The sequence below is a fragment of the Brevundimonas sp. genome, assembly GCF_024711105.1.
GTDB lineage: Bacteria > Pseudomonadota > Alphaproteobacteria > Caulobacterales > Caulobacteraceae > Brevundimonas.
In genome coordinates, this window is record NZ_JANJTL010000037.1 from 1 (window position 1) to 25594 (window position 25594).

Below are 25594 nucleotides of genomic sequence, written 5' to 3' on the forward strand. Positions count from 1 at the left end.
CGTGATGAGCGGCTACTCGCTCGCCCACGCGGTGATGATGATGATCCCCGAGGCGTGGGAGTCGCACACGCTGATGGACGAGAAGCGCCGCGCCTTCTACGAATACCACGCGGCGATGATGGAGCCGTGGGACGGCCCCGCAGCGGTGGCCTTCACCGACGGCCGCCAGATCGGCGCGACGCTCGACCGCAACGGCCTGCGTCCGGCGCGCTACCTCGTGACCGACGACGACCTCGTGGTGATGGCGTCGGAATCGGGCGTGCTGCCGATCCCCGGTCGTCGGGTAGGTTCGACTATCTGCGCGACATCGCCCACGACTACGCCTTCTGCGTCTGGGCGGCCCAGCGGGGATGGGAACAGTCGGCCTGACCCCGAACTGGCGGGACCGGGCGGATCGGCCTATCTAGGGCCGCGATGCGTCTGGTTCTGTCCTTCCTGATGGCCCTGTCCGCCGTCGCCGTGCTTCTGCTCGGCGCCGCGCCGGCCTCGGCCATGGACGGCGGCTGTCATGAGAGCGTGGCGACCGCAGGCGGCGACCACGGCGGCGGGCACGAGGCCCCCGCCACGACCGACAGCCAGATGATGCACTGCTGTATCGCCTGCACGCCTCAGGCAGGCATGCCCGTGGCGACGCCCGCAAGGCTTGCGCTCGCCGCGCCTGTCGCCGCCCGACCGTTCGACCGGCTCGGACGCTCGACCGCGCCGGAACCCGACCCTCCACGAAGCTGAAGGCGACCGCGGCCACCCCGCGCCCTCTCCTTTCAGCTTCCAACGGAGACGCCAGTCATGGCTCGACCTTTCACGCACGTCCTGCTCGTCGGGACCGTTCTCGCCTGGCCGCTCGCGGCCCAGGCCCAGGATCACGGCGGCCACGCCGGACATCACCCGCCCGCCGAGTCGCCGCCGGCCACCGGTCACGACGACCACGCCCATCACCAGACCCAGCCCGCTGACGACCACGCCGGGCACGACATGGGCAGCCACGCCATGACCGGCGCGCTCGGGTCGCATCCGATGAGTCGCGAGGCCTCAGGCACCAGCTGGCAACCCGACGCGGCCCACCACGGCGGTGTGCATCGCCAGGCCGGCGACTGGACCCTGATGGGACACGCCGAGCTCAACCTAGTTCACACGGACCAGTCCGGCCCGCGCGGCGACGCCATGACCTTCGTGGCCGGGATGATCATGGGCTCGGCCCGCCGCGACTTCGACAACGGCTCGACTCTGAACCTGCGCGCCATGCTCAGCCCGGATCCCCTCATGGGCGACGAAGGCTATCCGCTGCTGCTCGCGGCCGGAGAGACGGCGGACGGCGTCCACCCGCTGATCGACCGCCAGCACCCGCACGACCTCTTTATGGAGCTGTCGGCCAGCTACGCCTGGCGTCTGTCGGAGCGCGACAGCGTCTTCATCTACGGCGGCCTGCCCGGAGAGCCGGCCTTTGGCCCGCCCGCCTTCATGCACCGCCCGGCGGCCATCGCCTCGCCCGAGGCGCCGATCACCCACCACTGGCTGGATTCGACCCACATCACCTTCGGGGTGCTGACCGCCGGATGGATCCATGACGGCTTCAAGCTGGAGGCCTCGACCTTCCGCGGGCGCGAGCCGGACGAGGAGCGCTACGACATCGAGACCGACGAGCTCGACAGCTGGTCCGTCCGCGCCTCGTGGAATCCGACGCCGAACTGGGCCCTACAGGTCAGCCGCGCCGACGTCACCTCACCCGAACAGCTCGAGCCCGACGAGGACGAGGTCCGCTGGTCCGCCAGCGCGCTCTACAGCGCCCCCCTCATGGACGGCGACTGGAGCCTGACCGCCGCCTTCGGCCGCAAGATCGACGATCACGACGTGGCCCGCGACGCCTGGCTGCTGGAGGCCTCGGCCTCGCCCGACGGCCGCTGGACGGCCTTCTCCCGCATCGAGCGGATCGAGACGGCCGAGCTGGAGCATTCCCACGGCGGCGGCCACGGCCCGACCTACACGGTGGGGCGCGCCACCGTGGGGCTGGTGCGCGACTTCCGCCTGAACGACACGACGACGGTCGGGCTTGGCGGGTCCTGGGCCTTCAACTTCGTTCCGGACGCGCTTGAGCCGGACTACGGCGGCGATCCCCACGGCGGCCTGGTCTTCGTGCGGCTGCGCATCCAGTAGCGAAGCGGTCCCGCTCCATGCCAGAACGGCTCCAGCCCCCGGCCCGGCGCCGCAGGCTGGAGCCGACCATGCCCCCTGCTGTCCTGCGTGACGCCACGCCTGACGACATGACCCCGGTGGCCGCCCTTTACGCCCGCGAGGTGCTGGAAGGGACCGCGACGTTCGAGGAGACGCCACCTACGCCGGCGGTCATGCGCGAGCGTCTGGAGGGTGTGCGCCGCCACGGCCTGCCCTGGCTCGTCTCGGAGCAGGACGGCCAGGTCGTCGCCTGGGCCTATGCCTCGCCGTTCCGACCGCGAGCGGCCTACCGCTACGCGGTCGAGAGCTCGATCTACGTCGCCGAGGGGTTCCAGGGCCGCGGGCTCGGCTCCGCGCTGATGCGCGAGGTGATCGCGCGCTGCCGGGCGCTGGGCCTGCGCCAGATGATCGCCGCCGTCTCCAACGACGCGAGCCGCGCCTCTATCGACCTGCATCTAAGGCTGGGGTTTCGCGAGGTCGGGACCTATCGCAAGGTCGGCTGGAAGTTCGGCCGCTGGCTGGACGTCACCCTGCTGCAGCTCGCGCTGGCGGACGAGGCCTCGCCCCCAGGCGTCCCCGGACTGGACCTCGCATGAGCCCCAGCGCGCGCCTCAACCGCATCTCGACCTGGCTCCACAAGTGGATCGGCCTGGTCGTGGCCGTGCAGGTCGTCTTCTGGGTGCTCGGCGGGCTGATCATGGTGGCCCTGCCGATCGAACGGGTGCGCGGCGAACATCGCGCCGCCGAGCTCGAACCCGCGGCCCTGGACGTCGCCTCGGCCGTTTCGCTCGATCAGGCGGTGGCGGCCGCGGGCGGCCAGGCCATTCAGGCCACGCTGGCCGCCACGCCTCGCGGAGCGGTCTGGACGGTGACCCCGCCCGAGGGGGCGCCCGTGCGGCTGTCGGCGGGGAGCGGCCGTCCCCTGCCGCCCATGGAGCCCGACGAAGCCTCCCGGCTGGCGGCGTTGCAGTACGCCGGCCCGGGCCAGCCGGTCGGTTCTGAGCTTCTGCCGCAGGCCCCGCGCGAGACCGGGCGGGAGGGGCCGCTATGGCGCGTGGACTTCGACGACCCGGAATCCACCCGCTTCTATCTTGACCCTGAGACGGGCGCCGTCGTTAGCCGACGGTCAGACCTTTGGTCCTTCTTTGACCTGATGTGGCGGTTGCACATTCTGGACTTCGACACGGGCGAGAACATCAACAGCTGGTGGCTGCTGCTGATCGCGGGGGTGACCGTGGTCCTCGTGGTGACTGGCCTCATCCTGCTCTGGATCCGGATCGGGCGGGATATTCAGGCGCGTCGGCGCCGTGTCAGTGCTTCGGAAGACGCGGCGGCGGCTCCCTGAGCCACGGCGCGAGTCTCAGCCGGCTCGGCGGATGGTCGGTCAGCCGTTCCTTGCGAAAGCGCGCGGCGAACGCCACGACGGCGCGGATGGTTTGGTCATCGAAGGGCTTGGTCACCGCGCCTATCGCGCCGGAGAAACCGTCGGGAATCTGCTCGGGATTGGCGGTCAGGAACACCACGGCGGCCTCGTAACGCTCGATCAGCCCGCGCGCGATCAACGGGCCGGTGCTCCCGTCCCGAAGATTGATGTCGACCAGCGCCACGTCCGGCGGAAACCGCTCCGCCATCGCGGCCGCCTCGACCGCGTCCATGGCGCAGCCCACCACGAAGTGCCCGGCTTCGGTCAGCACGTGTTCGAGCTCCATGGCGAGAATCGCCTGGTCCTCGACCACCAGAATGCGAAGCGGATCTGTCAGCCCCCCGCCTCCCCATTTAAAAACACTATACCGCACAAAGAGGTGCGAGGTTGCGTCCGCTACCGGACCAACCTTAACGCTTGCCGAAGCGGTTTGGTTCGGTGACGTTGCGGAAATCTTCTCGGGGCGAGGAATCAGACGCATGGGCGCCGGGCTTCACGCCAGACCAGACGATGCGGACGCGCGCCTTGTCGGCGTGCTGCGGCTGCTGAATGCGCTCATCGGCATCCGGCTGCGCAGCGTGTCGGACCCTGAAAGTCGGCGCCACCTCAACTGGCTGAACGACATCATCGCGGCGGTGGGACTGCTCAGCCAGAGGCTGGCGACGGGCCGCCTGACAGACTTCACGGCCTACCTCGCCTCGGCGGTCGAATTCTGGAGCCGTGGTGACGCAGACCGCCAGATCACCCTCACTGCGCCGAGCCAGCCGGTGTCCCTCGGTGACCTTCGCGCCGCGTGTCTGGCTATCATCGCTCACGAACTGATCGGGGCGGCCGTGGCCCGCCCCAGGCGCCCGGACGGCGTCGGCGAAGTGTCCGTGCGGATCGAGCAGTCATCGCACGAGGTCCGGTTGACCGTGGAGGGAGACGGCGGAGAAGTCACCGAAGCCACAGAGGAAAGCCTGGAACTGGTTCGGGGCCTGGCCGAGCACCTCGGAGGCTCTATCGAGGTCACCGCCAACGGGCGTCGCAGCATCTGCGTGATCCTCTCGGCTGAACGGGCCCGCGCGCCGCGTCACTGAGCCGCCGCTAAAGCTTCCTTTACCGTGATCAGGCCCTTGTGACCCCCTGAGTTCAGGGGACCGGGCAATGGACTTCAAGCCGGACAGCATTCTCGTCGGCGACTGCATCGAGCAGCTGAAGACCTTGCCGGACAGGTCGGTCGATCTGGTCTTCGCCGACCCGCCCTACAACCTCCAGCTCGGCGGCGAGCTGCTGCGCCCGGACAACTCCAGGGTCGACGCCGTCGACGACGAGTGGGACCAGTTCGAGAGCTTCCAGGCCTATGACCGCTTCACCCGCGAGTGGCTGACCGAGTGCCGCCGCGTCCTCAAGGACGAGGGCGCCATCTGGGTGATCGGCAGCTATCACAACATCTTCAGACTCGGCGTCGCCATGCAGGACCTCGGCTTCTGGGTCCTGAACGACATCATCTGGCGCAAGGCCAACCCGATGCCGAACTTCAAGGGCACGCGCTTCACCAATGCGCACGAGACCCTGGTCTGGGCGGCCAAGAGGCGCGAGCAGAAGCGCTACACCTTCAACTACGACGCGCTGAAGGCCTTCAACGAAGACGTCCAGATGCGCTCGGACTGGCACCTGGCGCTGTGCACCGGCGATGAGCGCTTGAAGGACGCGGAGGGGAACAAGGCGCACCCGACGCAGAAACCCGAGGCCCTGCTGCACCGCGTGCTGCTGGCCTCGTCCAAGCCCGGCGACATCGTGCTGGATCCCTTCTTCGGCACCGGCACCACCGGCGCCGCCGCCCGCCGTCTGGGCCGCCACTACATCGGCATCGAGCGCGAGGAGGGTTACGCCCGTCTCGCCGAACAGCGCATCAAGGCCATCGTGCCGGTCGCGCCCGAAGACCTGCAGGTCATGGGTTCCAAGAAGGCCGAGCCCCGCGTCGCCTTCGGCTCCCTGGTCGAGGCCGGCCTGCTGCGCCCCGGCGACCGCCTGTTCTGCCCGAAAGGCGAGCGCGAGGCCCGCGTCCGCGCCGACGGCTCCCTGATCGCCGGCGAGTTCACCGGCTCGATCCACAAGCTCGGCGCCATCCTCGAGAACGCCCCGGCCTGCAACGGCTGGACCTACTGGCGCTTCAAGTCCGACCGCGGCCTGCAGCCGATCGACGTGTTGAGGGCGCAGGTGCGGGCGGGGATGCAGTAGGCGCCGCCAGCCGCGCCGCCTTCAGGAAGACACTCGGCATCACCGAGAGGTCGCGGGTCCAGACCGCGTCCTCGAAATCGCTGCTCTCGGCCGTCCACACCTCCAGCGTCAGGGCGAAGTGGGTGAAGACGTGCTCGATCTCGCCGACGCGCTTCCAGTCCGCCGCCGCTGGGGCTTCGGCCAACACGTCCGGCCGTTCGCCTGACCAGTCGGTGGTCGGCAAGCCCAGCATGCCGCCGAGCAGTCCTTTCGCCGGCCGACGTACGAGCGCCACCTCCTCGCCGCGCCTCAGCACGTATGCCGCGCCATAGCGCCTCGGCCGAACGGCCTTGGGCGCCTTGCGCGGAAAGCTCTCCTGCATCCCCAGCGCCCGCGCCTCGCACCATGCGGACACGGGACAGCGGTCGCACAGCGGCGCCTTCGGTCGGCAGACCAAGGCGCCCAGGTCCATCATCGCCTGCGCCCAGTCGCCCGGCCGCTCCGGACTGGTCAGGCCCTCGGCCAGCTGCGTCAGTTCGAGCTTGGCCTTCGGCAACGGCGTCTCGACGGCGAACAGGCGCGACACCGCCCGCTCGACATTGCCGTCCACCACGGTCGCGGGCCGATCGAAGGCGATCGCCGCCACGGCCGCCGCCGTATAGGGGCCGACGCCCGGAAGCGCCCGCAGACCCGCCTCGGTGTCTGGAAACACCCCGCCATGCTCAGCAGCCACCGCGCGCGCGCAGGCCAGCAGGTTACGGGCGCGGGCGTAGTAGCCGAGCCCCGCCCAGGCGGCCATGACCTCCTCGTCCGGCGCCGCGGCCAGGTCCGACACCGTCGGCCAACGCCTCAGGAACTCCAGCCAGTAGGGCGTCGCGTGTGGGACGGTCGTCTGCTGGAGCATCACCTCCGACAGCCAGACCGCATAGGGATCGGGGCGCGCGCCTCGCACCCGCCAGGGCAGCTCACGCGGCGCGGAATCGTACCAACGGAGAAGGGCGGTTCGAAGCGCGGCGGCGTCCATCGAGGAGCGTCCCGCCGCGTTCGTCAGCGGCCTAGTTTAGCCGCGTGGCCAGCTGGCTGACAGCCTGGTCGACCAGCGGGTCCTCGCCGCCGGCGGCTAGGCGGGCGGCCAGAATGCGTTCGGCGGCGGCCACGGCCCGGTCGGCGGCGGCGGCCTTCACCTCGGCCGCGGCCTGGGCCTCGGCCTGGGCGATGCGGCGCTCGGCCATGGCTTCACGACGCGCGATGCTCTCGGCCAGCTTCTCCTCGGCCTCGGCCTCGAGACGCTTGGCCTCCTGCTCGGCGGCTTCCAGCATGGCCTTGGCCTGGGCCTCGGCCTGCTCGCGCTGGGCCTTGAGGTCGGCCAGCATGGCCTGGGCTTCGGCGCGCAAGCGCTCGGCTTCGTCGAGGTTGGCCTTGATGGCCTCGGCCTTGGTGTCGAGCGCCTTGGCGACCAGGGCGGGCACCTTGGCCACGACCACAATCACGAAGAACAGGATCAGACCGACGGCGACCCAGAGCTCGGCGTTGGCCAGGTCGTAGAGGTGGGGGTTGAAGAATTCCATCAGGCGGCTCCCTTGGCCGCGTTCAGCTCAGCCGCGGAGGCGGCCTTGCCGGTCAGTTTCTCGACGATGGCCTGGGTGGTGTCCGACGCGACGGCGTCGACCTGGGCCATGGCCTTGTCGCGCATGGCGGCGATGCGGCCCTCGGCCTCACCCACGCGCTCGGCGAGGCGGGCTTCCTGCTCGGCCTGGCGGCGGGCGACGTCCTCGGCCACGCGAGCCTTGGCGGCGCCGGCCGTGCGGCGGGCGGTCGCCCGCGCCTCGGCCAGTTCCGCCTGGGCGGCTTCGGCCTGGCCTTGCGCCTCGGCCTGGACCGACCGGGCGTCGGAGACGGCCTGGGAGATGGTCTGTTCGCGCTCGTCGAACACCCGGCGCATGCGCGGGGCGAAGATCTTGGCGATCAGCAGGTAGAGAGCGACGAACAGGAAGACCAGATAGACGATCTGGCCGCCCCAGTGCTGGAACTCGAATTGCGGCAGGCCGCCGCCGGAGCCGTGCTCGGCCTCGGTCGAAGCGTGCGTTTCGCCCGGAGCGCCGTGGGCGTCCGAAGCGACGGGAGCGTGAGGATCAGCCATCGTTCTCTATGTCAGCAAGGCATGAAGGCGGCCGGATGGGTCCGGCCGCCAACCGTCCGGATTACGAGATCCAGATCAGGATGCCCATGACGAAGGCCAGGATGCCCAGGGCTTCGGCAAGGGCGGCGCCCACGAACAGGTTACCGACCTGCGAGGCGGCCGCCGACGGGTTGCGCAGGGCGCCCGAGACGAAGTTGCCGAAGATGTTGCCGACGCCGATGCCGGCGCCGATCATGCCCGACATCGCGATGCCGGCGCCGATGAGCTTGGCGGCTTCTGCTTCCATGGTTCTCTAAGTCCTAGTTGAGGTTGGGTTGGAAGGGACGGACTGGGCGGGCCTTAGTGGCCGTGGCCCAGGTTGACCACATCGTTGAGGTAGATGCAGGTCAGAACGGCGAAGACGAAGGCCTGCAGGAAGGCCACGAGGAACTCGAGCGCGGTCAGGCCGACGGTCATGCCCAGCGACAGGGGCAGGATGAAGATGCCGGCCATGCCCGCCGCGCCCACGGCGGCGGTGGCGACGAAGCCGGCGAAGACCTTCAGCGCGATGTGGCCGCCCATCATGTTGCCGAACAGACGAAGCATGAGGGTGATGGGGCGCAGCAGGAAGGAGAAGAACTCGATCAGGCCCACCACCGGGCGCATCACCAGCGGCGCGCCGGTCGGCCAGAACAGGGCGAAGAAGCCCAGGCCGTTCTTGGCGAAGCCAATGACCAGCACCAGGCCGAAGGTGATGATGGCGAAGGTCGCCGTGACCGCCAGCTGCGAGGTGGCGGTGAAGGTCAGGAACATGCCCAGCAGGTTCATGCCGAGGATGAACAGGAACAGGGCGAAGACGAAGGGGAAGTACTTCTTGCCGTCGTGGCCGATGATCGAACTGGTCATGCCGTCGATCATGCCGAACAGCATCTCGCCCACCGACTGAAGACGGCCCGGCACCACCTTGGCGTTGGAGGTCACCAGCGCGAGGAAGCCCACCACCACCACGAAGGCGATGGTCATGGCGACGTGCGAATTGGTGATCGCCAGGTCGACCGTCCCGATCATCGGCAGGGTGACGTCGGGAAGATCCACGATCTTCTTGATCTGGAACTGGTGAAGCGGATCAGCCATCGGACCTAAGCGTCTTCTTCTTCATCGTCGAAGGGGACCGCCTGCGGCCGGACCCCGGATGCCTCTGCCTCGGCCTGGATGCGCTTGGCGGTCCGCCAGGCCATCCACACCGAGATGGCGAAGCCCACCAGGACCCCGCCGATGATTCCGACCGGACTGGTGCCGGCGAAGTGGTCGATCCCGAACCCGAGCGCGAGCCCGACGAAGACGCCGCCGAACAGGTCGGCGATGATCTTCCAGGCCTGGCTCGCCGCCTTCTGGCCCGCCAGCTCCTGAGCGAGACGGTTTTCCGTCCGGCGCTCCAAAGCGTCAGCCTGCTCGTTGAGGCGTTTGATCGCCTCTTCGCGCGATTCTGGTGGCAGGGACATTAGGTAGCCGCTCAGCCCCACGACGCAGGCGCCGCGGGGGGTCTGAAATCGGCGCGGAACCTATAGGCGAGGCCCCTCGCGGTCAAGGGCGGGTGCGCCGCTTTCAAGCGGCTGTTTCTCAACGATTTTCAGGGATGAAGAAGGCCGATGGCTCCGCGGGTAGGATTCGAACCTACGACCAGCCGATTAACAGTCGGCTGCTCTACCACTGAGCTACCGCGGAACAGGGCTCATCGGGGCTGCGCCTATAGCAGGGGGATTCCGGCGGGCGCAAGCGGCGCCCTTGGCCGAGCGAAAAAAGAGCCCGGCGACGAGCGCCGGGCTTTACTGAGTCTGGTGATGGGGTGTCTCCAAGAGAGAAGAAGACATCGCCAGTCGTGGGCTGGTTTGGTTAATCGGACGTGAATGCGGCCCATCCCGATCACTGACCCCGACGATCCCCGAATCGCAGCCTTCCGTGAGGTGCGCGAGCGCGACCTCGTGGGCCGGCAGGGCCGCTTCGTGGCGGAGGGCGAGGTGGTGCTGCGCGCCCTGCTGTCCGCCGCATCGCGGCACGAGGCGGAGGCGGTGCTGATCGCTGAATCGCGCTGGCCCAAGCTGGCGGACGTGCTGGAGGCGAGCCCGACGCCGGTTTTCACCGCCAGCCAGGCGGTGATGGACGCGATCACGGGCTTTCACATCCATCGGGGGATTCTGGCCGTCGGCCGCAAGGCCGAGCCGAACGCGCCCGGCGAACTGTTGGGCGGTCCCCGGGCCGGCGACATCGCGCTCGCGGTCGTCGGGGTGGGCAACCACGACAACATGGGCGGCCTGTTCCGGGCGGCGGCGGCTTTCGGCGCGCGAGGCGTCCTGCTCGATCCGACCAGTTGCGATCCCCTCTATCGCAAGGCCATCCGCGTGTCGGTCGGCGCGGCGCTGACGACTCCGTTCGCCCGGCTAGAGCCCGACGCCGACCCGGCTCGGCTGCTGACAGACCTGGGCTATGCGCCGCTCGCCCTGTCGCCGGACGCCGGCGAGACCCTGGCCGAGGTGCGACGGACCGGACCGGCGGCGATCATCGTCGGCGCCGAAGGCCCGGGACTGCCGGACAGCCTCATGGCGCGCTGCCGCCGCGTGAGCATTCCGATGGCCTCGGGCTGGGATTCCCTGAACGTGGCGACGGCGGCGGCCATCGCCCTGCATCATCTCCGGTTCGGCGCGCACGGCTGAACGGGCTATGCCGTCCGCGCGGGGCCGCGCTAGAAGCGGCTCATGTTCAGATCCGTCCTTGTCGCCAACCGTGGCGAGATCGCCTGCCGTGTCTTCCGCACCGCCCAGCGGATGGGGATCGAGACCGTCGCCGTCTATTCGGAGGCGGACGCCAACGCGCCGCACGTCAGAATGGCCGACAAGGCCGTGCTGCTTGGACCCGCACCGGCGCGCGAAAGCTATCTGGTCGCCGAAAAGGTCATCCAGGCCGCGAAGGACACGGGGGCCGAGGCCATCCACCCCGGCTATGGCTTCCTGTCGGAGAACGCCGAGTTCGCCGAGGCCGTCGAGGCTGCCGGCCTGATCTGGATCGGCCCCAAGGCTTCCTCGATCCGCGCCATGGGCCTCAAGGACGCCGCCAAGGACCTGATGGACAAGGCCGGCGTGCCCGTGACGCCTGGGTATCTCGGGGAGGACCAGAGCCTGGAGACCCTGCAGGCCGCGGCCGACCGCACCGGCTATCCCGTCTTGATCAAGGCCGTCGCCGGCGGCGGCGGCAAGGGCATGAAAAAGGTCGAGCGCGCCGAAGACTTCGCCTCGGCCCTGGCCTCGGCCCAGCGCGAATCCAAGGCCGCCTTCGGCGACGACCGCGTCCTGATCGAGAAATACGTCACCCGCCCGCGCCACATCGAGGTGCAGGTCTTCGGCGACACGCACGGCAATGTCGTTCACCTGTTCGAACGCGACTGTTCGCTCCAGCGCCGCCACCAGAAGGTCATCGAGGAGGCTCCCGCGCCTGGGATGGACGAGGCGACCCGCGCCGCTGTCACCGAGGCGGCGGTCAAGGCCGCCAGGGCCGTCGACTACGTCGGGGCCGGCACGGTCGAGTTCATCGCCGATGCGTCCGAGGGCCTGAAGGGCGACCGCATCTGGTTCATGGAGATGAACACGCGGCTTCAGGTCGAACACCCTGTCACCGAGGCGGTGACCGGCCAGGACCTGGTCGAGTGGCAGTTCCGGGTGGCGGCGGGAGAGCCCCTGCCCCTGAAGCAAGACGAGATCGAGCTGGACGGCTGGGCCATGGAAGCCCGCCTCTACGCCGAGGACCCGGCGGGCGGCTTCCTGCCGTCCATCGGGCCGCTCGACCACTTCGTCCTGCCCGAGGACGACGCCGTGCGCGTCGAGACGGGCGTCGAGGAAGGCGGCGAGGTCAGCCAGTTCTACGACCCGATGATCGCCAAGCTGATCGTCCACGCCGAGGACCGCGAAAGCGCCGCCGCCGGCCTGGCTGACGCCTGCTCTCAGGTCCAGGTCTGGCCGGTGAGGACCAACGCCGGCTTCCTCGTGCGGTGTCTGGACCATCCCGATTTCGTCGATGGCGACGTTGATACGGGCTTCATTCCGCACCGCGAGACGGAACTGGTCGAGCCGGACAATGCCGGACTTGCCGCGTCAGCCGCGCTTGGTGCGGCGGCGCTAGACGTCGCCTGGAGCCAAGGTCCTGGGCGCGACGCGCTGGATCCCGCCTCCCCCTGGGACGGCCGCCCCGACGGCCTCTACGGATTTCGCCTGAACGCGAGCCCTCGCGCCGAAATCCGGCTGGAAGACGCCCGCGGCGTCCATGCCGCCCGCCTGTCTCCCGGATCCCCGACGGCCCATCCGCTGGACACTGGGCTTGTGCTGGAAATGGGCGAGGTCCGCCGGCCGGTCTCGGAATTCGGCGGTGAGCAGATCCAGGTCGGCGACGAGGCCGTCACCCTGATCGAACGCGACGGCCGCCGCATCGTCTTCGTCGACGGCGACGCCTTCTCCTTCGGCGAGCCGAATTTCGGCGGCGCCGGCGCGGGCGCAGGATCGGGTTCTGACGGCGCGCTACGCGCGCCCATGCCCGGCAAGGTCGTCGCCGTTCAGGCCAAGGCGGGCGACGCGGTCGCCAAGGGTCAACCCATCGTCGTGGTCGAGGCGATGAAGATGGAGCACGCCCTGACGGCGCCGTTCGACGGCGTGCTGTCAGAACTGCCTGTCGGGACCGGCCAGCAGGTCACCGAGGGCGCCCTGCTGGCGCGGGTGGCGCCCGAAGCCTGAGCCGCGGGAGCCAGGCTCCCTAGGCCGGCGCCGTTCCGGACGGGACCCGGCCCGCGCGCTTTTCGCGCTGGACCTGCCAAGCGTAGACCGAGCCCAGTACGATGCCGAACAGCACATGGGTGACCAGCATCCACACCACCGTGCCGAAGCCCGCGCCGATGCCGAACACACCCAGTTGCGGGTGCAGCGGCATGATGGTCAGCATCATCACCAGCCAGGCGCCGACCGCGAAGAAGATGCCCTTGGTCTCAGCCGTGTCGGTCGGCAGGCGGGGACAGAGCCATCCGAACAGCGGCCCGAGGATCAGCACCCCCGCGATGAAATGAAGGGTCCAGCCCACCCACATGGCGTTGGGCAGCCCCACGACTTCGTTGGCCACCGCCGCCAGCAGCGTCGGAAAGCTGTGGAACAGGGTCGGTTGCACCGCCAGGGCGGTCTGCGCCCAACTGGCGGCGACATCGACGATCGAGACCACGACGGTGGCCGTCAGGCCCGCCAGGATCCCCATTTTAACACGCGAATTCATACCGGCCTCCCGAGCCGTGGCGCGGCCTCGAGATGGGCGTCGTCGGTTGTCGCCCACCGCGCCAGATTGGCGGACGGGGCTCCCGGTCGTCGGAATCGGCGGCCGAAGCCCGCGTCCTTACTCGACGTGACGCTAGGTTAGCCTGATTTCAGCCGCAATTGAACGCCGGACCGTTCACGATGCCGCGCGCGACGGGTCAGGTGGCGGCGCGGCGGACGAACAGACGCCGGCGCAGTCGGCCCAGGACCCGCTGGCCCTTGCGGAGCAGGAGCCGCTCGATGCGCAGGGTCTGTTGCCAGAACACCGGCGCGACCTCGGGCCGGCGACGCATCAGGCGACGGAACGGGAAGACCCAGTTCGGGCGGGCCTGCTGAAGACGGATGAACTGCCGCTTGGCCCAGTAGGAGTTCCGCAGCACCAGCATCAGCCCGACCACCGCGATCGGCAGACCGAACGGACCCGGCAGGGGCGCGATCAGGACACCCGCGATCATGACCAGCCCACCCATGATCATGAGCGCCAGACGGGCGATCCGACCGGCCAGCCCGCCGAACAGGCCGCGCGTCCGCGCCCGGCCGAGGCTCGGAACGTTTGCGCTTGCTGTCGTCATGACCAGGGTCATTCTCGGGCGAGGGTCCAGTGTTGCGAGGAAGCCCGATACAAACGCCCGAGCGTGATTTCCGTGCCGCGTCCCTAGGTGGGGCCGCAGCCGGCCCCCGTAAAGTAGCGGACCCTTGCTTTACAAAGATTTCATGGGGCCGATTTGCGGCGCGCTCCGGCCACAAGCGTGGCCTTTGCCTTAAGAATGCGAAAGGTGTGGCTTGACCGGCACGGTCGTGTGACCCGGGACGCCCTTCCGCTCTCCGGCGCCCGCCCCTATACAGCCGCGCCATGAGCAACTTCCGCACCCTCGACGACGCCCGTGACCTCGCGGGCAAGACCGCCCTGGTCCGCGTGGACTTCAACGTGCCCATGGAGGGCGGTCGCGTCACCGACGACACCCGCCTGCGCGTCGCCCTGCCGACCATCCAGCGACTCCGGGACGCGGGCGCCAAGTTGGCGCTCCTGGCCCACTTCGACCGGCCCAAGGGCGAGCGTGTGCCGTCGATGAGCCTCAAGCCTGTCGTCGACGATCTGGAGCGTCTGCTTGGCGCCCCGGTGCGGTTCGCGGACGACTGCGTGGGCGAGGCCGCCGCTTCGGTCTTGGCCGACCTCGACGCCGGCGGCGTGGCGCTGCTGGAGAACGTCCGGTTCCACAAGGGCGAGGAAAAGAACGACCCCGCCTTCGCCCAGCAGCTGGCCGCGCTCGGCGACCTCTACGTCAACGACGCCTTCTCGGCCGCGCACCGGGCCCATGCCTCGACCGAGGGTCTGGCTCGCCTGCTGCCCGCCTACGCCGGCGAATCCATGCGCCGCGAGCTGGAGGCGCTCGACGCCGCGCTCGGCAGTCCGAACAAGCCGGTGCTCGGCATCGTCGGCGGCTCCAAGGTCTCGACCAAGCTGGACCTGCTCAAGAACCTCGTCGGCAAGCTCGACCGCCTGGCCATCGGCGGCGGCATGGCGAACACCTTCCTCTACGCCCAGGGTGTCGATATCGGCGGCTCGCTGGCTGAAAAGGACATGGCCGGCACCGCCCGCGAGATCCTCACCGAGGCCGAGGCGAGGGGCTGCGAAATCCTCCTGCCGCTCGACGTCGTGCTCGCCACGGAGGTCAAGCCGGGCGCCGAGACGCGCACCGTCCTGGCCCGCGAGGAGATCGGGGACCACGAAAAGATCCTCGACGCCGGGCCGCTGACGGTCGAGCGCCTGGCCAAGGCCATGGCCATCTCCCGCACCCTGATCTGGAACGGCCCGCTGGGCGTCTTTGAGGTGCCGCCCTTCGACGCCGCCACGGTCAAGGCGGCCCACGCCGCGGCCGCGCTCGCGCAGTCCGGCGCCATCGTGGCCGTGGCTGGCGGCGGCGACACCGTCGCCGCGCTCAACCACGCCGGTGTCGCCGACGACATGACCTTCGTCTCCACCGCCGGCGGCGCCTTCCTGGAATGGATGGAGGGCAAGGCCCTGCCCGGCGTCGAGGCGCTGCGGGCCTGACGAAGAGTTAATCCGGGCGGCCGCATCCGCAAACGGCGTTCAGGGCCTCAAGTGACCGAGCCTTCACGGAGACCCCCATGCGCCGCCTGTCAGCCCTCGCCGCCCTGGCGCTCGCCACCTGCGCCCCGCCCGCCTTCGCCCAGGACGGGGACATCCTCCACTACCTGCGCTCCAACATCGACGGATCGTCGCCGGAGGCCATCAGCGTCTGGCTGCGCGAGGACGGGTCGGTCGAGGTCTTCAAGCGGGTCAGCCCTTGCACGAACGCCGCCCTCGTCACGGCGGAGTTCGACGGCGTCGGCGCAGAGCCGCGCCGCCTCGTCGGCGGACGGCTGAGCCGCGACGGCGCCCAGCAGCCTTTCGCCTGGCTGGAGCATGACGCGGAGACAGGCGAGATCGCTGTCCGCTTCGGCGCGCCCGACGCGCCTCCGGTCGAAACCCTGATGTTGTCCTCGCCAGCGCCCTGGCGGCTCTATGACTTCGATTTCGCGGACTGGAACGCCCTGGCGTACGGCCCCCCGCCCGCCAGCTTCACCGTCGAGATGGCGCTCATCTGGCCGGACGGTGAGCCGGTGCTGCGCAACCTCGGTGAAGCCGAGGCGGTCCGCGTCGGCGAAGAGCCCCGGGCGGGGCGCGCCGCCGTCCGCTATCGCGTCTCGGCGAACGGTTTCGAGGCTGGCGACCTCTGGCTCGACCCCGCCACGGGCCGCGTCATCGAGGTGGCCTGGGCGGCCCCCAATCACCCCGGCTACGAGAACTACCGGCTGGTGCTGACCGGGTCGGACAGCGGCGAGGCGGCCTGGCGCGCCCTGCTCGCGTCCCATTGGACGGGCTGCCCGCAGTGATCACGAAGGCGTGACTTTTGCGGTCCTTGCGACTAGGAAGCGCCCACAATCACAACAAGGGTTCTCAGGAACATGAATCTCGAGGCGCTGAACGCGACCGCGACCGCCATGGTCGAGCCCGGCAAGGGCATCCTCGCCGCCGACGAATCGACCGGCACGATCCAGAAGCGCTTCGACGCCATCGGCGTGGAGAACACCGAGGACAACCGCCGCGACTATCGCGAGCTGCTGTTCCGCAGCGAGCAGGCCATGCGCGAGCACATCTCGGGCGTGATCCTGTTCGAAGAGACCCTGTTCCAGAACGCCGCCGACGGCACGCCGCTGGTCGAACTGATCAGGGCGACCGGCGCCATCCCCGGCATCAAGGTCGACAAGGGCGCGACCAAGATGGCCGGTTTCCCGGGCGAGACCGTCACCAAGGGCCTGGACAAGCTGTCCAGCCGCCTGCGCGAGTACCGCGAGAAGGGCGCCCGCTTTGCGAAGTGGCGCGCGGTCATCGACATCGACGGCCACGCCATCCCGAGCTGGGGCGCAATCCGGGCCAACGCCCACGCCCTGGCCCGCTACGCCGCCATCTGCCAGCAGGAAGACATCGTGCCGATCGTCGAGCCGGAAGTCCTGATGGACGGCGCCCACGACATCGACCGCTGCGACGAGGTCACCCGCAAGACCCTGCAGGCAGTCTTCTCCGAACTGTTCGAACAGCGCGTCGCCCTGGAAGGCATCGTGCTGAAGCCGAACATGGTCATCTGCGGCAAGAAGTGCCGCAAGCAGTCGTCGGTGGCGCAGGTGGCCGAGCGCACCATCGCCGCGCTCAAGGCGACCGTGCCGTCGGCCGTGCCGGGCATCGCGTATCTGTCGGGCGGCCAGTCGGACGAGGACGCCACGGCCCACCTCGACGCCATGAACAAGATCGGCGGCTTCCCCTGGAAGATGACCTTCTCCTACGGCCGCGCCCTCCAGGCCGCGCCGCAGAAGGCCTGGTCCGGCAAGGCCGAGAACGCCGAGGCCGCCCAGAAGGCCTTCCACCACCGGGCCCGCATGAACGGCCTCGCCTCCAAGGGCGAATGGTCGAAGGACCTGGAAGCGGCCTAAACGCCGGTCTGTTCGGAGATGCTGAGGGTCGCAGGCGCTGTCTGCGGCCCGTAGGTCCCGACCCAGATGTCATAGGCGCCCGAAAGCGGAGTGTCGAAGCGGATTGAGGGGTTCAAGCCCTCTCCGCTGTCGTCGTCGCAGATCCAGGACCCATCGGGCGCATTCACGATCAGGGTGAGATCCGCATCGGATCGCGCCGAAATGATGAGCGGCAGACTGCCGCTCCTGTGCTGATAGCGAATATCAGGCGCCTGGGAGATGTAGCCTCGGCACCCGCCTCCCGGCGTCGCCGCCGACTGAGGCCCGCCGGCGGTCAGATTGAACAGATAGGGATCGGGATAGCCGATCCCGCGCACCACCCCATAGTTGGGTTCGAGACTGTAGTCCTGGGCGCTAGCCGCTGCCGCCGTCGCCAACGCCAGTAGGGCGCTGACGCCCGCCAGAATGGTCCGCATGCTCGTCCCTCCCGCGACCACAGAAACCTAAGCGCGGCGGCGACGCGAGTCACCGCACCGAATCTGACGTCATGGGAGGATCGGCGATGGTGGCTGGGGGCGGGCTCGAACCGCCGACCTGTGGGTTATGAATCCACCGCTCTAACCAGCTGAGCTACCCAGCCATCGCGCGAACGGCGCGTATATAGGGGCGCGCGCGCCGGTTCAAGACAGGTGCGAAACCTCCGCGCAGCGCGTAGCATGAGGCGGCTGATGACACCCGCCCTTCACCTCCTGGGATCCGCCGCCGACGGGGGCGCCGAGACCTATTTCGTCGACCTGGTGACGGCGCTTCACGCAGCCGGCGCGCCCACATCAGCGGCCATCCGTCCGCACGCCGGACGCGAAGAAGAATTGAGAAGCGCGGGCGTGCCCTTCGAACATTTCGGCTTCGGCTCGCCGCTGGATCTGGGAACCCGGCCAGCCGTCGCAGCCTATGGCCGGCGGCAGGGCGCCCGCGTTCTGGTCGCCTGGATGAATCGCGCCGCCCGGCATGCACCCAAGGGGCCGTGGGCGCGCGTCGGTCGGCTTGGCGGCTACTACGACCTGAAGAACTATCGAGGCTTCGACGCCCTGGTCGGCAACACCCGTGATATCCGCGACTGGATCATCCGCCAAGGCTGGCCGGCGGAGCGCGCCCACTACATCCCGAACTTCGCAGAGGCCGACGACCACCCGGCCCAGAGCCGGACGGTCCTGGACACGCCGCGCGAGGCCCCTCTCCTGCTGGCCATGGGCCGCCTGCACGAGGCCAAGGCCCACGATGTGGCGCTGCGCGCGCTCAAGGACATTCCTGACGCGATCCTGTGGGTCGCCGGCTCCGGCCCCCTGGAGGGCGAGCTCAGAAGGCTGGCCACAGACCTGGGCGTTGTCGACCGCGTTCGCTGGCTGGGCTGGCGCGCGGACGCCGGCGCGCTCTATCGGGCCGCCGACGTCGTGGTCTTCCCTTCGCGGCACGAGCCACTGGGCAATGTGGTCATCCAGGCCTGGGCCTATGGCAAGCCCGTGGTGGCGGCGGCGGCGGCCGGGCCCAAGGCTCTTATTCGCGATGGCGTCGACGGACTGATCGTGCCGATCGACGATCACGAGGTCTTGGCAGCGACCCTGAACGGCCTGATCAAGGCGCCCGACCTCCGGCAGCGCCTGGCCACAGCCGGACTGGCGCGCGCCGCCGAGTTCTCAAAGGCCCAGGTCCTGCCGCTCTGGACCGAGCTTTTCGATCGGTTGGACCGGGAGCGGGCCTGATGTGCGGCATCGCGGGCATCCTGAGCGCCGACGAGGCGCCCGAACAGGCGGTGCGCTCCATGATCGAGCGTCTCCAGCACCGGGGACCGGACGGCATCCGCGTCGAGAGCGGCCCCGGCTGGGCGGTGGCCCACGCGCGCCTGTCGATCATCGATCTGGAAGGCGGCTGGCAACCGCTGCACGCCGCGGGCTCGACCGTTATCGGCAACGGCGAGATCTACAACTACGTCGAGCTGGTCGAGGAGTTCGGCCTCAAGGACCAGCTCAAGACCGGCTCCGATTTCGAGCCCCTGCTGCACATCTATGCGCTGGAGGGCGAGAAGGCGTTCGCGCGGCTGCGGGGCATGTATGCGTTTTGCCTGATCGGCTGCGACGGCCGGACGTGGCTGGTGCGCGACCCGTTCGGGATCAAGCCACTGTACGAGCGATCCGGGCATGGGTCGGTGCTATTCGCCTCTCAGCCCTCTGCCTTCTCCTCATTGGCAAAGCGGGATGCGGCGCCGGTGGCGACGGAAACTCTCGCGCTGGGTTATCGGGTCTCTCGAGGCCCTGACCTCGATCTTTGGGACGCACACGAGGTCTTGCCAGGCGCAGTCTTGGACGTCGCCGAGGGCGCGACCGGTCACTTCGCCGATCTCATGAGAGTGCCCCCGCCCGATCGAGCTGGCCACGCGAAGGGGGATACTTTTTCGCTTGCTGAGGCGGAACTGCTGCAGCGCCTCGACGCCGTCCTCGAGGACAGCGTTCGCGTCCACCAGCGCTCCGACGTCCCCTACGGCCTATTCCTGTCCGGCGGCATCGACAGCTCGGCCATCGCCACTCTCATGACCCGGCTGAATGAGCGGCCGGTGACGGCCTTCACCTGCGGCTTCGACGCGCCGGGCGCTCGCGACGAGCGCGCCCACGCCGAACGGGTGGCCAGGGCGTTGAACCTCGACTGGCGCGAGACAACCTTCGACGAGGAGGACTTCTGGCGCATCCTGCCTGAGGTCGCCTGGTGCCTGGACGACCCGACCACCGACTACGCGACCCTGCCCACCTGGAAGCTGGCCGAGGCGGCCAAAGGCACCCTGACCGTCGTCTTGTCCGGCGAAGGCGGTGACGAGCTGTTCGCCGGCTATGGCCGCTACCGCCGGGCGCTGCGGCCCGCCTGGCTTGGCGGCCGCCCGGCTGAGCCGCAGTTCGACGCGCATTATCTCCGGGACGACGGTAAGGCCGCGCTGAAGAGCTGGCGGCAGGCCGCCAGCCATGCCGCCCAACCGTGGATGACGCCGCTTCAGAAGGCCCAGGCCGCCGACATCGCCACCTGGTTACCCAACGACCTGCTGCTCAAGCTCGACCGCACCCTGATGGCCCACGGTCTGGAGGGGCGGACGCCCTTCCTGGACCGGGAGGTCGCGGCCTTCGCCTTCAACCTGCCGGACCGGTTCAAGGTGCGCGGGAGGTACGGCAAGTGGCTGCTCAGGAAGTGGCTGGAGAAGCACCTGCCCGCCGCCGACCCGTGGGCGAAGAAGAAGGGCTTCACCGTCCCGGTCGCCGCCTGGATCACGCCGCGCGCCAGGGACCTGGCCCCCGCGCTTGCCGCGCACGAAGGCCTGGGTCAGGTCTGCGACATGGAGGCGGTCCGCACCATCTTCGAGCGCGACGATCAGCCGTCCGCGCGCTGGCCTCTGCTGTTCTATGCCGTATGGTGGAACATCCACGTCGCCGGCATGGAACGCCGGGCCGCCCTGGAGGCGTTGCTCGGAACGCTCTGAGCCGGAAACGGTTAAGCTTTCAAAGGAGCGCCCCCCGCCATGGCCATGATCGCCGTCCGTCTCGCCGCCGTCCTCGTCGCCGGATGCCTGACGGGTTGCGATCGCGACGAGGAGCCCCAGCCGGCGCCGCAGCCGCCGGCCCAGCAAGAGCCCGTTCAGCGGCCGCCGGTCGAGAGCCGGCCACCCAACGCGGCCGGCCAGCAGCCGGCCTTCGAAGGCCAGACCCGCGTGCCGTCGGTCGAGACCGAGCGCGAGCTCCGGGTCGAGACCGTGGCCTCGGGCCTGGAGCATCCCTGGGCGCTGGCCCAGATGCCCAACGGCCGGTGGCTCGTCACCGAACGGCCGGGCCGCCTGCGCGTCATCCTGCCCGGCGGCCGCGTCAGCGAGCCCATCCGGGGGCTTCCCGAAATCGTCTCCGGGCGGCAGGCCGGGCTGCTTGACGTCGCCTTGAGCCCGACGTTCGGGACCGACCGCCTGGTCTATTTCAGCTTCGTGGAAGCCCGCGACGGCGGCAACGGCACTTCGGTGGCCCGAGGCCGGTTGGTCGAGGACGAGACACGCCTGGAGGACGTGGAGGTCATCTTCCGGGCGGTGCCGGCCTACAGCAACCAGATGCACTACGGCTCCCGCCTGGTCTTCGACCGCGAGGGCCGGCTGTTCGTCACGCTCGGCGAACGCTCGGATCTTGAGACCCGGCCCCAGGCGCAGGACCTCAGGAGTCATCTCGGCAAGATCGTCCGGATCAACGCCGACGGCTCGATCCCCCAGGACAATCCATTCATCGGCCGGCAGGGCGCCCTGCCCGGCATCTGGTCGCTGGGCCACCGCAATGTGCAGGGCGCGGCGCTGCACCCGGAGACCGGTCAGCTCTGGATCGCCGAGCATGGCGCGCGCGGCGGCGACGAGATCAACATCGTGCGCGGCGGGCGCAACTATGGCTGGCCGACCATCTCCTACGGTCAGGAATATTCACGCGAACCCATCGGCGAGGGCCTGACCCAGCAGGTGGGGCTGGAGCAGCCGATCTACTACTGGGACCCGGTGATCGCGCCGGGCGGCATGGCCTTCTACACGGGCGACCTCTTCCCGGAATGGCGCGGCAACCTGTTCGTTTCCGGCCTGGCCGGAGAGCACCTTGCCCGGCTGGTGCTGTCCGGCGAGCGGGTCGTGGGCGAGGAACGGCTGCTCGTCGACCAGAACCAGCGCATCCGTGACGTCGCCGTCGGCGGCGACGGCTCGCTGTGGGTCGTGACCGACGAATCCGACGGACGGCTGATGCGGGTCACGCCCGCCGTCCGCCGCGTCGATTAAGCGAGCGCGGTGACCTTCGATCAGATCACCACCCTGGCGGTACTGGCCGGGGTCTTCGTAGCCTTCGTGCTGGACAAGGCGCGGGCCGATCTCGTGGCCCTGTCCGGGGCGGCGGTGCTGCTGGCTCTGGGCGTCGTGGCGCCGTCGGACGTCCAGCGCGCCTTCGCCAGCCCAGCCATCATCGCCCTGGCCTCGCTGTTCGTCCTGAACCGGGCGCTGGAGCGGACCGGGATCCTGCGCCTGGTCATCATCGGGGCCGCGCGCCAGGTTCGCCGTTTCGGCGTCGCGGCGCTGGGCGGGGTCTTCGCCATGGTCGGCGGGGCGTCCGCGTTTATGAACAACACGCCGGTGGTGCTGCTGGCCGCGCCGGTCGTGCGCGACATGGCCCGCCGGCTGAAGATCCATCCCCGCCGGGTGCTGATCCCGCTGTCCTACCTGGCGATCATGGCGGGCGCCTGCACCCTCATCGGCACCTCGACCAACCTGCTGGTCGACGACATGGCCGCAGCCTCGGGCCTGCGCCGATTCGGCATTTTCGAGATGGCGCCGGTGGGCCTCAGCCTGGCCGTGGCCGGCGTACTCTACCTCGGCCTGGTCGGCTGGCGGCTGCTGCCCGCCGAGCGCGCCGACGACCTCATCGCCGAGCCCAAGGACCTCCACCAGCGGCCCGAACGCTCCAAGCTGCGGCCCTGGGCGGCGGCCCTGGCCGTGGGGATGTTCATCCTGGTCGTCACGCTCGCGGCGTTCGGCGTCGGCCATATCGCGGCCCTGGCCTTCGCCGGCGCCATCGCGCTCGTGCTGCTGCGCGTCCTGTCCCTGGACGAGGCCTATGGCGGGCTCCAGCCCGACATCCTGCTGCTCATCGCCGGCATGCTGGTGCTCGGCATCGCCATCGAAACCACGGGCTTGGCCGAGAGCGTGATGCGCAACCTGACCGTCTGGCTGACACCCTTCCACCCTCTGGTGGCGCTGGCGGTGCTGTATCTCGTGACCCTGATCCTGACCGAGATCATGTCCAACGCGGGCGTGGCGGTGCTGGTTACACCTCTGGCGGTGGCCCTGGGCCAGGCCTTATTCGTGGACCCTCGCCCGTTCGTGGTGGCGGTGATGATGGCGGCTTCGGCCGCCTTCGCCACGCCGGTGGGCTACCAGACCAACACCATCGTCTACGGCCTGGGCCGCTATCGCTACATGGACTTCGTCAAGGTCGGCCTGCCGCTGAACCTTCTCACCTGGCTGGTCGGCCTGTGGGCCATACCGCACTTCTTTCCGTTCGCGGGCTGATCAGTCGCCGCAGTTGATGTCGACGGGCAGCTCCATTGAGCTGATCAGCGCACGCAGCGCCGGTTCGTCGAACTGAAATTCGACAAAGTCAGCACCAGGGGCGACGGGTAAGTCGAGGTCCGGCCAAGCCTGGACGCCGTAACAGCAAAAGCAGACCGCCACCTGCCCGACTTGCCGTCCTTGGGCGTCGAAGTATCTGAAGAAATGATGAGGAATGAAGCAGGCGGAGTACGCACGATCTCCTTCGCCATAGGATGCCGCTGACAAGGTCCGCTCGAAGGCCCGTCGTTGGTCCGCGCTGAGCACTCTTCCTTCAGGCTCAATGAAACCCGGATTGAGGTCGTCTTGTGTGATCTCCCCCTCGACCAACAATCGGACTTCAGTCGCGTCCGGGAAGGGGCGCACGGCGCTCCGTGCAATCAAATCGGGTTCAACCCAGACTGGCTCCTCGGTCCCCTCGATCGGCGGCGCGGGTTCGCGACAGCCGACAGCGCCGACCACCAGCACCATGAGCAAAAGATAGCGCATTGAAGTCCCTCCCGATCCCGGGAGTACACTGTTACGCGTCAGATGTGGATCGCGTGCCCCAGCGCCCGCAGGGTCGCCTCGTGGAAGGCTTCGCCGAGCGTCGGGTGGACGTGGATGGTTCCGGCCACGTCCTCCAGCAGCGCGCCCATCTCCAGCATCTGGGCGAAGCTGTTCGACAGCTCCGAGACGTGCTGGCCGACGGCCTGGATGCCCAGCAGGCGATGGTCGTCCCTGCGGGCGATGACGCGGACGAAGCCGCCGTCGTCGCCGGCCTCGATGGCCAGCGCGCGGCCGATGGCCATGAGCGGGAAGGAGGCGGTGATCATGTCGTCGCGGCCCTCGACGTCCAGCGGCCCCAGGCCCGCCGAGACGATCTCCGGCTCGGTGAAGCAGACCGCGGCGATGGTGACGGGATCGAAGACCGCGTCGTGGCCGGCGATGATCTCGGCCACCACCTCGCCCTGGGCCGAGCCCTTGTGGGCCAGCATGGGCTCGCCGGTCAGGTCGCCGATGGCCCAGACGTTCTTCATGCTGGTGGCGCAGCGGTTGTCGGTCTTCACGAACGGGCCGGCCATGGCCACGCCCATGTTCTCCAGGCCCCAGCCCTGCGTGCGCGGGCGGCGGCCGACGGTGACCAGCACCTTGTCGGCGTCCAGCTTGACCGCCTCGCCGTCCTTGGTCGTGACGTTGAGCTGGCCCTTCTCGAAGGACCCGGCCTTGGCGCCCAGCAGCAGCTTCACGCCATGCTTCTCCAGCCACTTCGTCACCGGATCGGTCAGGGCCTTGTCGTAGAGCGGCAGGATGCGCTCAGCCATTTCCACGACAGTGACCTCGGCGCCGAGCTTGCGGAAGGCGATGCCCAGCTCCAGCCCGATATAGCCGCCGCCGACCACGACCAGCCTGCCCGGCACCTTGTCCAGCGACAGGGCCTCGGTCGAGGAGATGACGTCGCCGCCGAACTTCAGAAACGGCAGCTCGACCGGCTCCGAGCCCGTGGCCAGGATGACGTGTTCGGCCGAGATGGTGATCTCGCCGTCGTCGGTCCTGACCGTGCAGGTCTTGGCGTCCGAGAAGGTCGCCCAGCCCTTGATGACCTTGACCTTCGCCTTCTTGAGCAGGCCCGCCACGCCCTGATTCAGCTTTTTGACAACGCCGTCCTTCCAGCCGACGGTAGCCTTCAGGTCGATCGCCGGCTTGGCCGCCGTGATCCCCAGCGTCCCGCCGTCGGCCGCCTTGGCCACCGTCTCGAACTTGTTGGCCGCGTGGATGATCGCCTTGGACGGAATGCAGCCGACGTTCAGGCACGTCCCGCCCAGCCCGTCGCCGCCGTCGACCAGGATGGTGTCGAGGCCCAGCTGGCCGCAGCGGATGCCCGCGACATAGCCGCCGGTGCCTGCGCCGATGATCAGGACTTTGGTCTTGAGGTGTTCGGTCATTACGCGCCCATCCACAGCGTCGCAGGATGCTCCAGCAGGCCCTTGATCCGCCGGACGAACACCGCCGCGTCATGCCCGTCCACGATGCGGTGGTCGAAGCTGGAGGACAGGTTCATCATCTTGCGCACGACCATCTGGCCGTCCTTCACCACGACCCGTTCCTGGATCTTGTTCGGGCCGACGATGGCGACCTCGGGGTGGTTGATGATCGGCGTGTGGACGACGCCTCCCAGCGTGCCGAGCGAGGTGATGGTGATGGTCGAGCCGGACAGCTCCTCGCGCTTGGCCGAGCCG

29 protein-coding genes and 2 tRNA genes are annotated in these 25594 nt (G+C 69.1%); 16 read left to right on the forward strand and 15 right to left on the reverse strand.

The annotated features are described in order from the left end of the window. The 5 genes from Q0M60_RS02465 to Q0M60_RS02485 form a co-directional block, all read left to right on the forward strand. Nucleotides 1–439, forward strand: a 439-nt coding sequence (locus Q0M60_RS02465) for a hypothetical protein (RefSeq protein WP_296815493.1), incomplete at its 5' end; no start/stop codon positions are given. Then, nucleotides 415–729: a hypothetical protein gene (locus Q0M60_RS02470; protein ID WP_296815496.1), complete on the forward strand. Its 315-nt coding sequence runs from the start codon at nt 415–417 to the stop codon at nt 727–729. The genes Q0M60_RS02465 and Q0M60_RS02470, both read left to right, overlap by 25 nt. A 57-nt stretch (nt 730–786) precedes the next feature. Further along, nucleotides 787–2151 carry a hypothetical protein gene (locus Q0M60_RS02475; protein WP_296815498.1) on the forward strand — a complete coding sequence of 455 codons (1365 nt, stop codon included), beginning with the start codon at nt 787–789 and terminating at the stop codon, nt 2149–2151. Nucleotides 2152–2168: 17 nt separating this feature from the next. Then, nucleotides 2169–2765, forward strand: coding sequence for a GNAT family N-acetyltransferase (locus Q0M60_RS02480; RefSeq protein WP_296815500.1), 597 nt, complete (start codon nt 2169–2171; stop codon nt 2763–2765). After that, the gene (locus Q0M60_RS02485) at nt 2762–3514 is read left to right on the forward strand and encodes a PepSY domain-containing protein (RefSeq protein ID WP_296815502.1); all 753 of its coding nucleotides are present in this window, start codon (nt 2762–2764) and stop codon (nt 3512–3514) included. The genes Q0M60_RS02480 and Q0M60_RS02485 overlap by 4 nt, the downstream gene beginning before the upstream one ends. Here Q0M60_RS02485 and Q0M60_RS02490 read toward each other — a convergent pair. Continuing rightward, the gene (locus Q0M60_RS02490; protein ID WP_296815503.1) at nt 3480–4073 is read right to left on the reverse strand and encodes a response regulator; all 594 of its coding nucleotides are present in this window, start codon (nt 4071–4073) and stop codon (nt 3480–3482) included. The two genes, Q0M60_RS02485 and Q0M60_RS02490, sit on opposite strands and share 35 nt — an antisense overlap. On the opposite strand from Q0M60_RS02490, the gene Q0M60_RS02495 reads away from it, so the two are divergent. Continuing rightward, on the forward strand, nt 4072–4671 hold the full coding sequence (locus tag Q0M60_RS02495) for a hypothetical protein (protein WP_296815506.1): 600 nt from the start codon (nt 4072–4074) through the stop codon (nt 4669–4671). The two genes, Q0M60_RS02490 and Q0M60_RS02495, sit on opposite strands and share 2 nt — an antisense overlap. 67 nt (nt 4672–4738) lie before the next feature. Continuing rightward, on the forward strand, nt 4739–5815 hold the full coding sequence (locus tag Q0M60_RS02500; protein WP_296815508.1) for a site-specific DNA-methyltransferase: 1077 nt from the start codon (nt 4739–4741) through the stop codon (nt 5813–5815). Here Q0M60_RS02500 and mutY read toward each other — a convergent pair. From mutY to Q0M60_RS02535, 7 genes are all read right to left on the reverse strand, one after another. Continuing rightward, complete coding sequence (gene mutY, locus Q0M60_RS02505; protein ID WP_296815511.1) at nt 5748–6818, reverse strand: A/G-specific adenine glycosylase; 1071 nt, start codon at nt 6816–6818, stop codon at nt 5748–5750. The genes Q0M60_RS02500 and mutY overlap by 68 nt on opposite strands. A gap of 31 nt (nt 6819–6849) precedes the next feature. Further along, nucleotides 6850–7362, reverse strand: a complete 513-nt coding sequence (locus Q0M60_RS02510) for a F0F1 ATP synthase subunit B (RefSeq protein WP_296815514.1) — start codon at nt 7360–7362, stop codon at nt 6850–6852. Further along, nucleotides 7362–7934, reverse strand: coding sequence for a hypothetical protein (locus Q0M60_RS02515; protein WP_296815517.1), 573 nt, complete (start codon nt 7932–7934; stop codon nt 7362–7364). The genes Q0M60_RS02510 and Q0M60_RS02515 overlap by 1 nt, the downstream gene beginning before the upstream one ends. Nucleotides 7935–7995: 61 nt before the next feature. Continuing rightward, nucleotides 7996–8220, reverse strand: a complete 225-nt coding sequence (locus tag Q0M60_RS02520; RefSeq protein WP_296815520.1) for a F0F1 ATP synthase subunit C — start codon at nt 8218–8220, stop codon at nt 7996–7998. A gap of 53 nt (nt 8221–8273) precedes the next feature. After that, on the reverse strand, nt 8274–9047 hold the full coding sequence (locus Q0M60_RS02525; protein WP_296815524.1) for a F0F1 ATP synthase subunit A: 774 nt from the start codon (nt 9045–9047) through the stop codon (nt 8274–8276). Nucleotides 9048–9052: 5 nt separating this feature from the next. Continuing rightward, the gene (locus Q0M60_RS02530; RefSeq protein WP_296815526.1) at nt 9053–9436 is read right to left on the reverse strand and encodes an AtpZ/AtpI family protein; all 384 of its coding nucleotides are present in this window, start codon (nt 9434–9436) and stop codon (nt 9053–9055) included. A 127-nt stretch (nt 9437–9563) separates the two neighbouring features. After that, nucleotides 9564–9638: transfer RNA gene (locus Q0M60_RS02535), tRNA-Asn, on the reverse strand. 182 nt (nt 9639–9820) lie between these two features. On the opposite strand from Q0M60_RS02535, the gene Q0M60_RS02540 reads away from it, so the two are divergent. Both Q0M60_RS02540 and Q0M60_RS02545 read left to right on the forward strand, forming a co-directional pair. After that, a complete protein-coding gene (locus Q0M60_RS02540) occupies nt 9821–10624 on the forward strand; it encodes an RNA methyltransferase (RefSeq protein WP_296815529.1) in 804 nt (267 codons plus the stop codon). Between the two features lie 42 nt (nt 10625–10666). Then, entirely contained in the window at nt 10667–12688 is a 2022-nt protein-coding gene (locus Q0M60_RS02545; RefSeq protein WP_296815532.1) for an acetyl/propionyl/methylcrotonyl-CoA carboxylase subunit alpha, read from the forward strand. Between the two features lie 19 nt (nt 12689–12707). Here Q0M60_RS02545 and Q0M60_RS02550 read toward each other — a convergent pair whose 3' ends face one another. Together Q0M60_RS02550 and Q0M60_RS02555 are read right to left on the reverse strand one after the other, a co-directional pair. Continuing rightward, nucleotides 12708–13196, reverse strand: a complete 489-nt coding sequence (locus Q0M60_RS02550; RefSeq protein ID WP_296815535.1) for a DUF6789 family protein — start codon at nt 13194–13196, stop codon at nt 12708–12710. A gap of 214 nt (nt 13197–13410) precedes the next feature. Further along, nucleotides 13411–13824: a hypothetical protein gene (locus tag Q0M60_RS02555; RefSeq protein WP_296815538.1), complete on the reverse strand. Its 414-nt coding sequence runs from the start codon at nt 13822–13824 to the stop codon at nt 13411–13413. A 281-nt stretch (nt 13825–14105) separates the two neighbouring features. Between Q0M60_RS02555 and Q0M60_RS02560 the strand changes: the two genes are divergently transcribed. From Q0M60_RS02560 to Q0M60_RS02570, 3 genes are all read left to right on the forward strand, one after another. Then, a complete protein-coding gene (locus Q0M60_RS02560; protein WP_296815541.1) occupies nt 14106–15305 on the forward strand; it encodes a phosphoglycerate kinase in 1200 nt (399 codons plus the stop codon). A 77-nt stretch (nt 15306–15382) separates the two neighbouring features. Next, nucleotides 15383–16150: a hypothetical protein gene (locus tag Q0M60_RS02565; protein ID WP_296815544.1), complete on the forward strand. Its 768-nt coding sequence runs from the start codon at nt 15383–15385 to the stop codon at nt 16148–16150. A 72-nt stretch (nt 16151–16222) separates the two neighbouring features. After that, nucleotides 16223–17245, forward strand: coding sequence for a class I fructose-bisphosphate aldolase (locus Q0M60_RS02570; RefSeq protein ID WP_296815547.1), 1023 nt, complete (start codon nt 16223–16225; stop codon nt 17243–17245). On the opposite strand, the gene Q0M60_RS02575 is transcribed toward Q0M60_RS02570, so the two are convergent. Together Q0M60_RS02575 and Q0M60_RS02580 are read right to left on the reverse strand one after the other, a co-directional pair. Beyond that, nucleotides 17242–17700 carry a peptidase S1 gene (locus tag Q0M60_RS02575; RefSeq protein ID WP_296815549.1) on the reverse strand — a complete coding sequence of 153 codons (459 nt, stop codon included), beginning with the start codon at nt 17698–17700 and terminating at the stop codon, nt 17242–17244. The two genes, Q0M60_RS02570 and Q0M60_RS02575, sit on opposite strands and share 4 nt — an antisense overlap. A gap of 87 nt (nt 17701–17787) precedes the next feature. Beyond that, a tRNA-Met gene (locus Q0M60_RS02580) sits at nt 17788–17864 on the reverse strand. A gap of 88 nt (nt 17865–17952) precedes the next feature. Here Q0M60_RS02580 and Q0M60_RS02585 point away from each other — a divergent pair. Genes Q0M60_RS02585 through Q0M60_RS02600 form a run of 4 tightly spaced genes read left to right on the forward strand, consistent with a single transcriptional unit; the run spans nt 17953 to nt 23336 of the window. Further along, entirely contained in the window at nt 17953–18984 is a 1032-nt protein-coding gene (locus Q0M60_RS02585; RefSeq protein WP_296815551.1) for a glycosyltransferase, read from the forward strand. Continuing rightward, nucleotides 18984–20741 carry an asparagine synthase (glutamine-hydrolyzing) gene (gene asnB / locus Q0M60_RS02590; protein ID WP_296815553.1) on the forward strand — a complete coding sequence of 586 codons (1758 nt, stop codon included), beginning with the start codon at nt 18984–18986 and terminating at the stop codon, nt 20739–20741. Before Q0M60_RS02585 ends, asnB begins: the two co-directional genes overlap by 1 nt. 39 nt (nt 20742–20780) lie before the next feature. Continuing rightward, nucleotides 20781–22052 carry a PQQ-dependent sugar dehydrogenase gene (locus tag Q0M60_RS02595; RefSeq protein ID WP_296815555.1) on the forward strand — a complete coding sequence of 424 codons (1272 nt, stop codon included), beginning with the start codon at nt 20781–20783 and terminating at the stop codon, nt 22050–22052. Nucleotides 22053–22061: 9 nt separating this feature from the next. Then, nucleotides 22062–23336, forward strand: coding sequence for an SLC13 family permease (locus Q0M60_RS02600; protein ID WP_296815557.1), 1275 nt, complete (start codon nt 22062–22064; stop codon nt 23334–23336). Here the strand turns inward: Q0M60_RS02600 and Q0M60_RS02605 are convergent, their stop codons facing one another. The 3 genes from Q0M60_RS02605 to Q0M60_RS02615 all read right to left on the reverse strand — a co-directional run. After that, a complete protein-coding gene (locus Q0M60_RS02605; RefSeq protein WP_296815560.1) occupies nt 23337–23864 on the reverse strand; it encodes a hypothetical protein in 528 nt (175 codons plus the stop codon). Nucleotides 23865–23902: 38 nt separating this feature from the next. After that, nucleotides 23903–25300 carry a dihydrolipoyl dehydrogenase gene (lpdA, locus tag Q0M60_RS02610; RefSeq protein WP_296815563.1) on the reverse strand — a complete coding sequence of 466 codons (1398 nt, stop codon included), beginning with the start codon at nt 25298–25300 and terminating at the stop codon, nt 23903–23905. Next, a partial coding sequence (locus Q0M60_RS02615; RefSeq protein WP_296815565.1) for a 2-oxo acid dehydrogenase subunit E2 occupies nt 25300–25594 on the reverse strand: 295 nt, incomplete at its 5' end. The genes Q0M60_RS02615 and lpdA, both read right to left, overlap by 1 nt.